This window comes from Nitrospira sp. (genome assembly GCA_030692565.1).
In the GTDB taxonomy this organism is placed as follows: Bacteria; Nitrospirota; Nitrospiria; order Nitrospirales; family Nitrospiraceae; genus Nitrospira_D.
In genome coordinates this window covers 35,366-49,312 of record JAUYAO010000056.1, presented here as the reverse complement: position 1 = coordinate 49,312, position 13,947 = coordinate 35,366, and the positions used below count along the sequence as shown (strand labels likewise).

The 13,947-nt window shown below is 60.5% G+C and carries 13 protein-coding genes; 5 read left to right on the top strand and 8 right to left on the bottom strand.

The annotated features are described in order from the left end of the window. Nucleotides 1-12 precede the first annotated feature (12 nt). From Q8N04_15535 to Q8N04_15515, 5 genes are all read left to right on the top strand, one after another. The gene (locus tag Q8N04_15535; GenBank protein MDP3092086.1) at nt 13-459 is read left to right on the top strand and encodes a GatB/YqeY domain-containing protein; all 447 of its coding nucleotides are present in this window, start codon (nt 13-15) and stop codon (nt 457-459) included. A 125-nt stretch (nt 460-584) separates the two neighbouring features. After that, entirely contained in the window at nt 585-1,223 is a 639-nt protein-coding gene (locus Q8N04_15530) for a response regulator (GenBank protein ID MDP3092085.1), read from the top strand. A gap of 44 nt (nt 1,224-1,267) precedes the next feature. Further along, nucleotides 1,268-2,272, top strand: a complete 1,005-nt coding sequence (locus tag Q8N04_15525) for a diguanylate cyclase (GenBank protein MDP3092084.1) — start codon at nt 1,268-1,270, stop codon at nt 2,270-2,272. 176 nt (nt 2,273-2,448) lie between these two features. Further along, the gene (locus Q8N04_15520) at nt 2,449-4,575 is read left to right on the top strand and encodes a response regulator (protein ID MDP3092083.1); all 2,127 of its coding nucleotides are present in this window, start codon (nt 2,449-2,451) and stop codon (nt 4,573-4,575) included. Beyond that, complete coding sequence (locus tag Q8N04_15515) at nt 4,572-4,898, top strand: Hpt domain-containing protein (protein MDP3092082.1); 327 nt, start codon at nt 4,572-4,574, stop codon at nt 4,896-4,898. The genes Q8N04_15520 and Q8N04_15515 overlap by 4 nt, the downstream gene beginning before the upstream one ends. A gap of 28 nt (nt 4,899-4,926) precedes the next feature. On the opposite strand, the gene Q8N04_15510 is transcribed toward Q8N04_15515, so the two are convergent. The 8 genes from Q8N04_15510 to Q8N04_15475 are packed head-to-tail and all read right to left on the bottom strand — an operon-like array spanning nt 4,927 to nt 13,921. Beyond that, on the bottom strand, nt 4,927-5,784 hold the full coding sequence (locus Q8N04_15510; GenBank protein MDP3092081.1) for a universal stress protein: 858 nt from the start codon (nt 5,782-5,784) through the stop codon (nt 4,927-4,929). Nucleotides 5,785-5,806: 22 nt separating this feature from the next. After that, entirely contained in the window at nt 5,807-6,736 is a 930-nt protein-coding gene (gene pfkB / locus Q8N04_15505; protein MDP3092080.1) for a 1-phosphofructokinase, read from the bottom strand. Between the two features lie 43 nt (nt 6,737-6,779). Continuing rightward, nucleotides 6,780-7,598, bottom strand: coding sequence for a formate/nitrite transporter family protein (locus Q8N04_15500; protein ID MDP3092079.1), 819 nt, complete (start codon nt 7,596-7,598; stop codon nt 6,780-6,782). A gap of 38 nt (nt 7,599-7,636) precedes the next feature. Beyond that, a complete protein-coding gene (fdhF, locus tag Q8N04_15495) occupies nt 7,637-10,390 on the bottom strand; it encodes a formate dehydrogenase subunit alpha (GenBank protein MDP3092078.1) in 2,754 nt (917 codons plus the stop codon). Next, nucleotides 10,387-11,880, bottom strand: a complete 1,494-nt coding sequence (locus Q8N04_15490) for an NADH-ubiquinone oxidoreductase-F iron-sulfur binding region domain-containing protein (GenBank protein ID MDP3092077.1) — start codon at nt 11,878-11,880, stop codon at nt 10,387-10,389. Before Q8N04_15490 ends, fdhF begins: the two co-directional genes overlap by 4 nt. Beyond that, complete coding sequence (locus tag Q8N04_15485) at nt 11,877-12,347, bottom strand: NAD(P)H-dependent oxidoreductase subunit E (GenBank protein MDP3092076.1); 471 nt, start codon at nt 12,345-12,347, stop codon at nt 11,877-11,879. Before Q8N04_15485 ends, Q8N04_15490 begins: the two co-directional genes overlap by 4 nt. Further along, nucleotides 12,319-13,722 carry a hypothetical protein gene (locus tag Q8N04_15480; GenBank protein MDP3092075.1) on the bottom strand — a complete coding sequence of 468 codons (1,404 nt, stop codon included), beginning with the start codon at nt 13,720-13,722 and terminating at the stop codon, nt 12,319-12,321. Before Q8N04_15480 ends, Q8N04_15485 begins: the two co-directional genes overlap by 29 nt. Further along, complete coding sequence (locus tag Q8N04_15475; protein MDP3092074.1) at nt 13,706-13,921, bottom strand: DUF2934 domain-containing protein; 216 nt, start codon at nt 13,919-13,921, stop codon at nt 13,706-13,708. Before Q8N04_15475 ends, Q8N04_15480 begins: the two co-directional genes overlap by 17 nt. Nucleotides 13,922-13,947 lie beyond the last annotated feature (26 nt).

The following is a 13,947-nucleotide window of genomic DNA, read 5'->3' as shown; positions in this document are numbered from 1 at the left end:
ATTGAGGTGATCATGTCGTTACGCGACCGCTTAACAGAAGATTTGAAACTCGCGATGAAATCGAGGGATCAGCTTCGGATGGATGTCATCCGGATGGTCAAGGCCGCGATCATCAACAAGGAAATGGAACTCAAGAAAGATCTGGACGACGCGGAGATGAGCAAGATCATGACGACCTTGATCAAGCAACGCCGTGACTCCGTCGAACAGTACGAGAAGGCTCAGCGGCCTGAGCTGGCGGCAAAAGAGCGCCAGGAAATCACGATCATTGAAGGCTATCTCCCGCAAGCACTCTCTCCGCAACAGCTTGAGGAGCTTGTCGGAAGCGTGATCGCTGAGTCGGGCGCGAGCGCACTGAAAGACATGGGCACGGTCATGAAAGCCGTGATGGTCCGCCTGGCCGGACAACCCGTCGACGGAAAAGTCATCAGCGATCTCGTCAAGTCGAAACTCCAGTAACCATTTCCCGGCCTCGCTCGGACTCCCCCATCGCATTTGCTATACTTAGGAAATATTCCGCGGAGAGGATGGACGTCCATGCCCTCTCCAGTTTTTTCTGCAATCATCCGTTAAGAGAAAGTATCATGGCTATTCTTATTGTCGATGACTCCCCTGACCAGCATCTGCTCCTGCGCTCGCTCCTGACCAAGGCGGGGCACGGAGATATCCTGACGGCGGAATCCGCCAAAGCCGCGTTTGCCACCCTCAATCTGGAGGGACCCGCGCTGTCCACCCCGGTCGATCTCATCCTCATGGACGTGCTGATGCCGGACCTTGACGGCGTCTCTGCCTGCCGACAGATAAAAAGTACCGGCCACCTCCGCGACATCCCGATCATCATGGTCACTGCAAAAAACGACCTCAGCAATCTGAAAGAGGCCTTTGCAGCCGGAGCCATGGACTACATCAATAAGCCCGTGAACAGCGTGGAACTCCTTGCGCGCGTCTCTTCTGCCCTGGCTCTCAAGCACGAGATGGATTGCCGGAAAGAACGGGAAAGCGAGCTACAGCGGAGCAACGACGAATTGCAGCGGGCACTCAAAGAGGTGAAAGTCCTTCGCGGCCTGATTCCAATTTGCGCCTCCTGCAAGAAGATCCGCAACGACGGGGGCTTCTGGCAGCAGCTGGAAGAATATCTCTGCGACCACTCCGAGGCCGAATTCAGCCACGGCCTCTGCCAGCCCTGTGTCAAAAAGCTTTATCCTGGTGTTTATCCGGACTAGCTGGTACGGTTCTTCAAGCAGCTTACTACGAGTACATTACACACATGGCTATCCTGATCGTCGACGATTCTCCCGATGATCGCTTGCTGTTGCAATCGATCCTCTCCGCCGCCGGATACGAGCAAATTCTCGTGGCCGAGTCGGCCAATCATGCCTTCAAACTCATCGGATTGGATAACGGGAAACAAGCCACGGCCAGGGTCGACTTGATTCTCATGGACATCCTCATGCCGGCCATGAGCGGGATCGAAGCCTGTCGCCAGATTAAAGCGAACGACCGATTCCGGGATACGCCCATCATCATGGTGACCGTCAAGACAGACCCGGTGGAACTTCAACTCGCGTTTGCCGCCGGCGCCATGGACTACGTCGCCAAGCCCGTCAATAAGATCGAACTGCTGACCCGCGTGCGGTCGGTGCTCCGCCTCGTCCATGAAATCGACCGACGGCGGGCGCGGGAACAGGAACTCCTTGAAGTCATGCGGCAGCTCCAGGAAGCCAACCAGATGCTGCTCCGGCTCTCCTGCTTGGACGGCCTCACCGGCATTACGAATCGGCGTCAATTCGACGATTTCCTCGACCAGGAATGGCGACGCGCCGTCCGCGAGTCGACCCCGGTCTCGCTCATCATGTTCGATATCGATCGATTCAAGACCTATAACGACAGCAAAGGTCATACAGCGGGAGACGAGTGTCTCAAACAAGTGGCCACGGCCGTCACGGGAGCCGTCAACCGGCCAGGCGACCTGGTGGCCCGCTACGGCGGAGATGAATTCGTCATCGTCCTTCCCGGCACCGGCATCGATGGCGCGGCACAAGTCGCCGAAGGTCTCCGACGACGGGTCGAGGAGTTACGGATTTCTCATACTGACGACGCCCTGGTGACGGTCAGCGTCGGCTATGCCAGCATGGTTCCCAATCGCCATACCTCGCCGACCGATCTCATCAAGGCCGCCGACCAAGCGCTCTACCAGGCCAAACAGGAAGGCCGGAACCGTGTCAAACCAGCCGGGATCCTCTCCTTGGTCCAAGACACCCGCGACAGCTAAGCTCAGTCGAGAAGGTCATCCGAACTGGTCCAGAAGAGAGCGGTATGCCACGTCACCCAGATCTTCCTCGACGGGAATCGACGAGACCATCAGCCGCCGATCCACGCCGACGAGCCCGCACTACCCCATCGACTACACGTAGCGCTACTTCGAAACGACCTCGCACCACTCCTGCCATGCTCTTGGAGAAATACCAGGATGCCCTCAAAACCCTCGCCCACAATGACGCACTGACCAGTGGAGATCTGCCCGCCGCATTTCAGGCCATTACGACCGCGTGCGGAAACCTCTTGCAAGTGGACCGCGCCGGCATTTGGCTCTTCGATAAGAACCGGCTCGCCATATCCCAGACCGATCTGTATGAACGAGGCACGCACCCCGCCCGGCCTGATACCACCCTCACAGTCGCGGACTACCCGCGCTACTTCCGCGCACTCGCCGGCGAAGAACATGCGATCTCCGCCCACGACGCCCTGTCCGATCCACGCACAGCCGATTTTGCCGAAACCTATCTTCGCCCTCTCCGCATCGGGGCCATGCTCGATGCGCCGATTAGACAAAAAGGACAGGTGGTCGGGATCCTCTGTGCAGAACACGTGGGCGGACGTCGCCAATGGACGCCCTATGAGGCCCATCTCACCAGTTCCCTCGCCACCATGGCCACACTGGCGCTAGAGGCCGCCGAGCGGCGGGAGGTCGAACAGGCTCTCCGTGTCGCAAAAGAGGCGGCTGAAGTGGCCAGTCAGGCGAAAAGCGAATTTCTCGCCAGCATGAGCCATGAGATTCGTACCCCCATGAACGCCATTATTGGCATGGCCGATCTGCTCTGGGAAACCCAGATGACGCCGGAACAACGAAAGTACCTGCGTATTTTCCGACGGGCCGGCGGGAACCTCCTCAACCTGATCAACGATATTTTAGATTTATCAAAAGTGGAGTCCGGTCATCTGGACCTTGAATCCATCGACTTCGACCTGAACGAAGTCCTGGACAAAGCGATCGAGATTCTCGCCATGCGCGCGAACGAAAAGGGGTTGGAGCTCGCCTGTCATCTGGCACCGGAGGTCCCGTCTTCGCTGATCGGCGATCCGCATCGGCTCAATCAGATTCTGATTAACTTGATCGGCAACGCGTTGAAGTTTACGGACAAGGGCTCGGTAATCGTCCGGATTTCCAATGAGCCGGGTGCCGCCACTCCGGGTGTGATCCGCTTTTCCGTCACCGACACTGGAATCGGGGTTCCGCCTGAGCAACTGGCAAAGATCTTCGAAAGCTTTACCCAAGCCCATAGTTCGACCGCTCGACATTACGGAGGGACCGGATTGGGCCTGACCATTTCCAAACACTTGGCGGAACGGATGAACGGGCAGATCTGGGCTGACAGTACGGTGGGACAGGGCAGCACGTTTCATTGCACGCTCGCCTTTGGCGTCGCCTCCAACCCGCCTGGGAGCAGGATGCCCCCGCAAATCAACTTGTCAGGCGTGCATGCGTTAGTCGTCGACGACCACCCCACCAATCGCCTGATTCTGAGGGAGACGTTAGGTGCCTGGGGAGCCACCGTCTCCGAGGCAGAGAACGGTCCCGCGGGCCTGGCCGAACTCGAACGTGCATCCGGATCCGCCACGCCGTACGAACTGCTCCTGCTGGATTGCCGTATGCCCGGCATGGACGGATTCGCCGTGGCCGAAGCGTTGAACGCCTCGCCGAGTCGAAAAGGGCTCACGGTTATCATGCTCACGTCCAACCACTGGGCCGACGATATCGCCCGCACCTATGACCTTGGGTTGGGAGGGTATCTCGTCAAGCCGATCCGACGATCCGATCTGTACCAAACGATCGGCATTGCCTTGGGGCGCACCAAAGGCACACCAGTACCTGTGCCTCACACAGCCATCCCGGAACACACCACTCCGGCAACATCCCTGCGAGTCCTGCTGGTCGAAGACTCCGCGGACAATCAGCTGCTGATCCGTTCCTATCTCAAAAGCACCAGCCACCGCCTGGATATTGCGGATAACGGAGCCATCGCCGTCGAAAAATTCAAGAACGGCCACTACGATCTGATTCTGATGGATATGCAAATGCCGGTGATGGACGGCCTGACCGCCACGAAAACCATTCGCCGGTGGGAGCGCGATCACGATCTGCCAGCCACACACATCATCGCCCTCACCGCCTTGGCTTTGAAGGAAGAAGCGGTGAAGATCTTCGAGGCCGGGTGCAATACGCACATGACCAAACCCGTCAAAAAGACGACCCTCATCGAGCTCTTACAAGCCTGTAAAGGACACCGCCCATGACCAATCCGAAGCTCGCCTCTCCCGAACGCATCACCGTCTATATCGATCCGGATCTGGAGGACATCATCCCCACCTTCCTGGCCAACCGCCAGAAGGATCTTCAGACGCTCCGCACCGCCATGACCGAAAAGGATTTCGAGACGATTCGCATCCTGGGTCACCGCATGCGGGGCGACGGGGGCGGGTATGGATTCAACGCCATTAGCGACATCGGCGGCGTGATGGAGTTGGCGGCAGGCCGACGCGACGAACCCGCGATCAAGAGACAGACCGCCGCGCTCGAAGACTTCCTCTCCCGCGTCCACATCATCTACCGCGCCTAACCGAACCTGGGACGGCCGCTTCCCGCGCTCAGCGGACAACCAGGACGGAACAGGTGCTGTGCTGCACCACGCGCGTCGACACACTCCCCAACAAGACTCGCCCGATGGCACCGAGGCCCTTGGCCCCGGTGACGATCAGATCGGCCTTATGAGCCTTGGCGACTTTGAGAATCTCCTCGGCCGGCTTGCCGAGCTTCGGAGCCTCTTGAACTTGAAACCCGGCCTTGGCCAATTTGTCGGCATACCGCTGAACAATCGCCTTACCCGTTTCCCGGACTTCCGGATATTTGAGGAAAGGCATCGCGTGCACCACGGTGACGTTCACCGGTTGCTCTTCAGGCCCGTTCGACTGCGGATTGATATTTTTGACGAGAAACCGAACCGCCTTGTCCGATGCCGCAGACCCATCGATCGCCAGGACGATCTGCTTGAGCGGACGAGAGGCCTCTTTGACGATCAGCACCGAACAGGCGGCATGATGGATCGCATGGGTCGAGATGCTCCCGAGCATGAAACGATCCAACGCGTCCAGCCCTCGTGACCCAAGCGCCAGCAACCCGACGCCTCGCGAGGCATGCTTCGTGATGGTCGCCGCCACCGCGCCCCGCTCCAGGGTGACCGTACCGCTCATGCCCAACGACGAGAGCAAGTCCTTCGACTCCGTCTTCGCAGACGCCGCCGCCGCTTCCATGCGTTTCACTTCTTGCTGAATGTATCGCTCGGTCCCCACCACCACCGGCTGAATCATGAACGGCGCACGGAGGCTCGCGACATCCACCACATGCAACACCCGCACGCCCGGCTTGACCGTCAGCGGGAGTTTCGCCACCCATTCAATTGCCCATCGGCCATATTTCGATCCATCGGTCGCCACAAGCACTTTCATACGTCCTCCATCGTGCACGAGATTAAAACGACACCACTTTCACTTTGAGAGCCAATCGCCGCACATCGTCCACGCGGCACAGCTGATTCCCCGGCGCCAGCGTCGCCGCAGTCCCCGCCGCCGTGGCGATCCGCGCACAGGCCTCCAGCCCTTTTCCTGCGGCATGGGTGAACACAAATCCCGCCACCGTCGAATCGCCCGCTCCGACAGTACTGCGGACCTTCACCGCCGGGGGCTTCGCCCGATACCGCTCCCCTGGCCCAAGCACCACAACCCCTTGCGCCCCTCGCGATACCATGACGACCTCCACCCCGGAATCCCGCACTCGTTCGGCGGCCCGAATGAGATCGCGTTCAGACCGCAGCGGTCGCCCTGTCAGCCGGCGCAGTTCATTCACATTCGGCTTGATGGCAAACGGCTTTGCCCGAAGGCCCGATTTCAGACAGGGGCCATCAGCATCCAGGACCGCTCGGGCGCCGCGCGATTGAACTAACGCGATGATTTGACGATAGGCATCAGTCGGAACGCCCCTCGGAAGACTCCCGCTCACGACCACGTAGGCATCCCGAAGATTCAGCAGCGTGAGGTGCGCGAGAAAGGCGGCCCATTCTGTCTTCGTCACCATCGGCCCGCGCGAATTGAGCATCGTCTGGGTACGCCCCCGCGCGGTGGTCACGATAATATTGCGCCGCGTCTCCTGCGCAATGGCGGTGAAATAACAGGTCACCCCCTCCGCCTTCAGCAACTCGATCATGACCTGGCCGGTATGCCCGCCGATAAATCCCAGCGCCATGCTCTCTCCGCCCAAATGCCGGATCGCGCGCGACACATCGATGCCCTTCCCGCCGGCATAGAGGCACTCGCCCTTGACTCGGTTCGCATCGTCCACACGCAGATCGTCGACATCGAGAAAATGATCCAACGCCGGATTGAGAGTGACCGTATAAATCATAGGATCTCGCGCGCCGCTCCGTAGGGAGAACCGTCTTCGTCCTCTACCCCCTGGCCTCGGGACTCATGCCGTCCCCGCGAAGATACACGAACCAGTAGACCAAGGCTACGAGCCCTGTTCCGCCGATCACATTGCCGATGGTGACGACCGCAAGATTGACCCAGGCCCCTGTCCAGGCGATCGGGTCGCCCCCCGAAGCCGTCAACGCGATCCCCAAAGGAAGGAAGAACATATTGGCCACGGAATGTTCGAACCCGCAGGCGACAAACGCACTGATCGGAAAGACGATCGCCAGGATCTTATCCGTTACACTTCTCGCCGCCATACAGAGCCAGACCGCCAGGCAGACGAGCACATTGCAGAGCACCCCTCGCGCCAGCGCCGACACGGGATCGAGCGTGACTTTTGCGCGCGCAATCCGGATCATCGTCTCGCCGACGACGCCATCACCCAGTTGAGGAATCCCGGCCAACAACACCAGCGCGACCGTCCCGATGGCGCCCGCCAGATTTCCAAGATAGACCAATCCCCAGTTGCGCAACACTTGCACACCCGTCACGCGCCCGGCGGCCCAGGCCATCGCCATCAAATTATTGCCGGTAAACAATTCCGCCCCGCCGACCACCACGAGAATCAACCCGAGACTGAACGCCGCCCCGCCAATCAGCCTCGTGAATCCGAAATGGCTCGTTTGGCCAGGCCCGGCTGTCACCGTCACGACATAGAACAGTGCGCCGAGCGCAATGAAGGCTCCGGCAAGAACCGCAAGGGCCAACAGGGTGACTGCCGGAGCGGTCGCCTTCTTCCCCCCGACATCGCGGACCCGCTTCGCCACCTCCGCCGGAGCGTAGGCGTCTGGCATGGGCACAATGGTTGAGGGAGACGTGGGCAGCGGCGCGTTCACGTAATCAGTCTCACGTGGACGGCTTCCAGTTCTCGCTCATCCTCCGCATCGAGTTCTTCCCGTTCCACTCGTTCGACCCGGACGACCGAGACCTTGTATTCCGGACAACGCGACAGGTCATCGGAACTGGAGGACAGCAAAGAATTGACGTCGCTGGCGGGAAAATGGAAACTGGTAAAGAGCTGTCCCGGCTGCACGCGCTCGCTGACTACCACCGGCAAGAGGACGGCCCCTCTCGGACTCACCAGCCGGATCAGATCCCCTCCCCCGACCTGCATCCTCGCCGCATCTTCCGGATGCATCTCCAGCACATCGACATCCACGACCTCGAGAATATCGGTCCGCCGCGTTTGTGCGCCGCAATTGTAATGTTGCAGGATCCGTCCGGTCACGAGCGTAAAGGGATACTCCTCCGTCGGCGATTCGCCGGGCGGCAGATAGTCCACCCCGACGAAGTGCGCTTTTCCTTTCGGGAACCGGTCGCGATGCATGAGCGCGGTACCACCATGCCCGACCGCAGGAACCGGCCACTGCAACCCTTCCGGCGCCTCCAGCCGGTCATACGACACCCCGGCGAACATCGGCGTCAGCCGCGCGATCTCATCCATGATGTCCGACGGGTGCCGATAGCTCATCGGATAGCCCATGCGAGTCGATACTTCACAGACGACCTGCCAGTCCGACAAGACACCCTGAGGCGGATCGACCGCTTTTCGTATGCGTTGAATCCGCCGTTCCAGGTTCGTGAACGTGCCGTCCTTCTCCAGGAACGAGGCGCCGGGCAGGACGAGATGGGCCAGCTTGGCCGTTTCACTCATGAACAAATCCTGCACCACCAAGAACTCAATGCTTCTCAAGGCCTCACGGACCTTCTTGAGATTAGGATCGGTCTGCGCCACGTCATAGCCGATGACCCACAAACCCTTCAACCGTCCGGCCAACGCCGCGTCCCACATGTCCGGCGTCTTCATCCCGCGTTTCGTCGGCAAGGGCCGCCCGGTGACCTGCTGATGCAGCCTTCCCAGCTCTACATCGTCCAACGATTGATAGCCGGCAAAATACACCGGCAAGCAGCCCACGTCCGACGCGCCTTGCACATTGTTCTGGCCACGGAGCGGATTGATGCCGGTCCCTGGCCGGCCGATATTCCCCGTCGCCAGCGCCAGATCCACCAAGGCCATCACACCGTGGCTCCCCCAGCGATGCTCCGTCATACCCAGGCCGTGCACGCACAAAGACGCGCCGCTCGTCGCATACCGCCTGGCCGCCTCACGAATCAGATCGGTCGGCACGCCGGTGATCTGCTCCGTTCTTTCCGGGGTACAGGGCTCAACGGCCTTCAGCCAATCGTCGAGGCCATCGGTTCGAGCGTCGATGAAGGCGCCGTCGAGCAGGCCCTCTTTCGCGATCACATGACCGATGCCGTTCAGGAGAGCGACGTTCGTTCCGGGCTTGAGCGGCAAGTGCAGCGTCGCCAGCCGAGCCAGTTCGGTCTTTCGGGGGTCAATCACAATGAGCGGAACGCCCCGGCGATGCGCCTGTTTGATGCTCGCACCGACCACCGGATGCGATTCGGTCGGGTTGGCGCCCACCACCATGATGAGCTTGGCCTGATCGAGATCCTGGATCGAGTTGGTGGCGGCGGACGCGCCCAGCGTCTCCATCATGCCGGTGACGGTCGCGCTGTGGCAGACCCGCGCGCAGTTGTCGATGTGATTGGTCCCCATGACGCAGCGAATGAATTTCCCGAAGAGATAATTTTCCTCGTTCGTCCCCCGGCTGGAAGAGATAGCCGCCAGCGCATCAGAACCGAACTCCTTCTTGATTCTGGTGAACTCGTCAGCCACACGGTCGAGGGCCGCTTCCCAGGAGATAGACTGCCAGGTGTTTCCAGTGCGCAACATCGGCGTCTTCAGCCGGTCCTCTGCATAGATATAGGTCCAGCCGAATCGCCCCTTCATACAGGCATGACCGTGATTGGAGGGTCCGTCATCGGCCGGCACCATCGTCACCACCCGCCCGTCCCGAAGACCGGCGTCGAAAATGCAGCCCACACCGCAATAGGCGCAGGTCGTGCGGACAGTCTCCGTTGGGTGACCATGCTGCTGTACGGTCTTCTCGACCAGAGCACCGGTCGGACATTCCTTCACGCAAGCCCCGCAGGACACGCAATTTGAGGTAGCAAACCCCGTGGAAGCGTCCCCGTAGAAAGCCGCGCCGGCCATCGGCCTGGCACCGAATCCCCTCCCCACCATCGTGAGGGCGAACGTCCCTTGGATCTCGTCGCACGCCCGCACGCAGCGCGCGCAGGAAATACATCTGGCATTATCAAAGGTAAAAAACGGATTCGAGCTGTCCCGTACTTGATCCCGGACAGTCGGCTGGCGGTACCGAACATGGTCGAGGCCCACCGACCGCGCCAATTCTTGGAGCACGGCAGGCAACGTCCCATCTGTCGGCTGCTCTGACAGCAAGAGTTCCGTCACGTTCCGTCGCAGCCGAACCAGCCGGTCGGTCTGCGTATGCACCGCCATACCGGCCTGTACAGGCATCGTGCAGGAGGCCGGCGTCCCTTTCTGTCCTTCCACTTCACAGACACAGAGCCGACACGACCCGAATGGCGCAAGATGGTCAGAGGTGCAGAGGCCGGGGATCGTCAAGCCCGCCCGCTTGGCAGCGGTGAATACCGTATCGACTGCATGCGCCGTCACCGGCGAGCCGTCGATCGTCATCAATATTGAATCACTCATGATCGCACCCGGCTGCGAAAATCCACGGGAAATTGCTCTAAGGCCGACAGCACCGGATAGGGAGCTCGCGATCCCAGTCCGCACAAGCTGGTTGCCTTCATCGTATCGCCCAGCTCAGTCAGCAGGGCCAAATCCGCCTCCGTCGCCTGCCCCGCTTGAACCGTTTCAAGGATCTCGCGCGCCCGCAGAGATCCGATACGGCAAGGCACGCATTTCCCGCAGGACTCATCCGCCACAAAGGCCATCAGATGCCGGGAGAGCTCCAACATATCGGTCTCGTCATCGAACACGACGATACCGCCATGACCGAGAATCGCATCCGCCTTGGCAAACGCATCGAAACAGATCGGAATATCCAACTGCGCGTCCGCAAATAGGCTGCCGAGCGGTCCTCCGACCTGCACGGCCTTCAGGCGCGCGCCATCTGCCATTCCCTGTCCGAATTGATCGAGCACCTCACGGAGCGTGAGACCGAACGGAATCTCAATGAGTCCCGGCTGCTTCACCCGTCCGCCGAGTTGAAGGACTGCGGTGCCGCGCGAACCCTCTGTTCCCATCGACGCATGCCAGGCTCCACCCCGCGCGAGGATATTCGGGATCGTGGCAAAGGTGAGGACGTTACTGACAATCGTCGGCCGGCCGTAGAGACCGGACTGCGCCGGATGCGGAGGCCGCGCACGCACGACACCGCGCCGCCCTTCCAGCGATTCCAATAGGGCCGTTTCTTCGCCGCACACATAGGAACCTGCTCCGGACACCACCGCGATGGAGAACCGCCGCCCGTCAATTTCCAGCCACCCGGCGGCCTCCGCCGCCCGAATGGCCGCATGCAAGCCGGCTGTGGCGGTCGGGTACTCCCGTCGGCAGTAGACGTAACCGGCCTGCGCCCCGATGGCCCGCCCGCAAATCAGCATGCCTTCGATCAGGCGGAACGGATCGCCCTCCATGATCATCCGGTCACAGTAGGTTCCCGCATCGCCCTCATCGGCATTGGCGACCACGTACTTGCGGTCCGCCGTGGTCGCGGCAGCGACCTCCCACTTTTTCCACACAGGAAAGGCAGCGCCCCCCCGTCCGCGCAATCGAGACGTCTTGATCTCCTGGATAATGGCCGCAGGACTCACCTGCTGCGCGGCACGAAGACCGGCAAGACCGCCATGCGCCTGATACGCCTCCGTCGACAAGGGCTCGGTCACGCCAAATGAGGCGAACGTATGTCTCGTCTGCTTCGCAAGGAATGGAATAGTGGAAACCGGAACGCCGCCGTCGCCTGCCAGAATCCTGGGAAGATCGGCGGGCGCCACCTGGCACCAGGCCAGGCGCCCATCAGGACTATCGCGCTCGACCATCGGCTCAAGAAAGAACGCGCCGCGGGAAGACGTTCGGACTAGCTCAACGTCGGACCGTGAACGCCAAGCCTCGGCGAGGCGTTCCGCTCCGGCCGCACAAGATGAGGTGTCGTTGGAAAGGTAGAGTCTGATGCGGCTCATCGATAACGATCCAGAAGGCCAGGGACATCGCTAGGCCGGACCCGCCCGTGTAGTTCTCCGTCGATTCGCACGCTCGGCGACACCGCACAATTGCCGACACAGGACACCGGCTCAAGCGTGAACCGGCTATCGGACGTCGTCTGGCCCAAATCGATCCCCAGCTTTGACTGAATCACCTCCACCACTCGATCGCATCGATTGGCAAGGCAGGACTCGCCAAGGCATACCTGAACTCGATGTCGCCCGACCGGCTGAGTATTCAGCGAAGGATAGTAGGACAACACACCGGCCACCTCGGCCTCGGTGCCCCCTTGCGAGCGAGCGATAGCCGGGATAAGTCCTGGATCGATAAATCCGCACACATCGTGGATAGCATGGAGTACGCGAAGGATGTTCGGGGACGCGCCCTCGGCCGGGCGTGCACGGGTCAGGAGGTCATCAAGCGCGTTCGGCGGGAGCGTCTTCACGGCGTACCTCATCGATGCCAACATGCCCGCGGAGCACGTTATAGTCAAATGCCGGTCGGCCGATACGGGACCAGCCGAAATCGTTCTGTTCCATCTCATCGAGCAACCGGGCCACCTGTTCACGTCCGTCCTGCGTCGTGGCGGCATGGCGCGGCGTTTTGCCCCCCAGCACCGGCGCTTCCCGATCGGTCCAATCCAGATAGGCGGTCTCCAAAAACGCTTGCAACAACGTCGCATCCTGCTCCTGAGTCACGATGACTCGTACCGGCTGTTCGGCATCGAGTTCTTCCTCACTCAACAGGTGTGGCGGAGGGACGGTCGCTTCTCCCAGGAAATGGAGCGAAAAACCTAAGGCCGACGCCAACTGGTGCTTCAGAGTATCCAGCCGTTCACGCGAGTCGGTTTCCACCCACAGTTGAGTAGACGTCAACGTGAGACGAGTGACGACCGCCGGATTGCCCGCCTCAACCGATCCATGTTGCACCCACCGCATGCGTGCGCCCGATCCGCCTGATGTGTGAACAGTCGCCGGATCAGGATCCAGACCACTCATTCCGGCCAAGGTCTCACGAAGAAATTTGAATTCCCGATGCTCGTAGAGCGCAAACGAATAGAGATACGGCTGCCCATCGGGATGACAGTACCGGATTCCGGCCACGACCTGGTAGAGCGCTCGCAGACGCATCTGCGAATAGACCCAGAGCAACTCATATCCGAATCGCTTGGCAAACTCATGCCAGTCGCCGAGCTCGAAAGACCCGGCATTGATTTCCCGTTGGCGACGCAATGCGCAGACAGCGTCGTACAACGTTCGGCCTTCCTCAGGAGAAAGCAGCAGCGCACTCCCGCCGAGTACGACCTCGTTCGTTTCAGGGTCACCGGGCTGTTGCACGAATCGCGTCAACAACACCTGACCGGCCTGCGCCCCCAGGCTAAACTCACCGCCTTGCACCTGATAAAGACGGCCGTTTCCCAAAGACCGGCAGGCCCATTTCCCCGTCGCGTCGCCGGCGGGTACGATTTCGACCAGGTCCAGATACGAGTGTTTGAGCGGATCCATCCAGGCCCGCTCTTCCTCAGGAATATGCTCAGTCACCACATCGCGCAACTGCTCGATCAGGGTCAGCTGTCCGTCCTGGGGATAGTAGTCCGCATAGATCGTGAACGTTGCGAGATCGACCTCCTGAGCAAACGGGGGAAGCGGGGCGTTCCCGGCAAACTCAAAATACGGACGTAACGCCTGGCGCAAGGCACGATCCCGTTCCGCCGCAAACATCGGACCGAGGGACAGCGCCTCCAACCGATCCACCAGGCCATCCAGCCCCGGCGGCAACGGCGCCCACACACCGGCCGTTGATTCATTCGCGAGCTTCATGAATCTCTTCCATCACGATCGCCTCCGCATCGAGCCAATCTTCGAGATCCCGGCCTTCTTGACGACCCCGCTCATGCCATAATTCATACGCCTTCGCGGCGATACGATCCCTCATGCCATCGGGCAATTCGATCGGATTGGCCGTGCGTGACGGCCGGCTGGCCGGTGGATTCTTTCGCTTTCGGATCACGGTCGCCATAATAGCCCCCCCTGGTAAAAGACTGG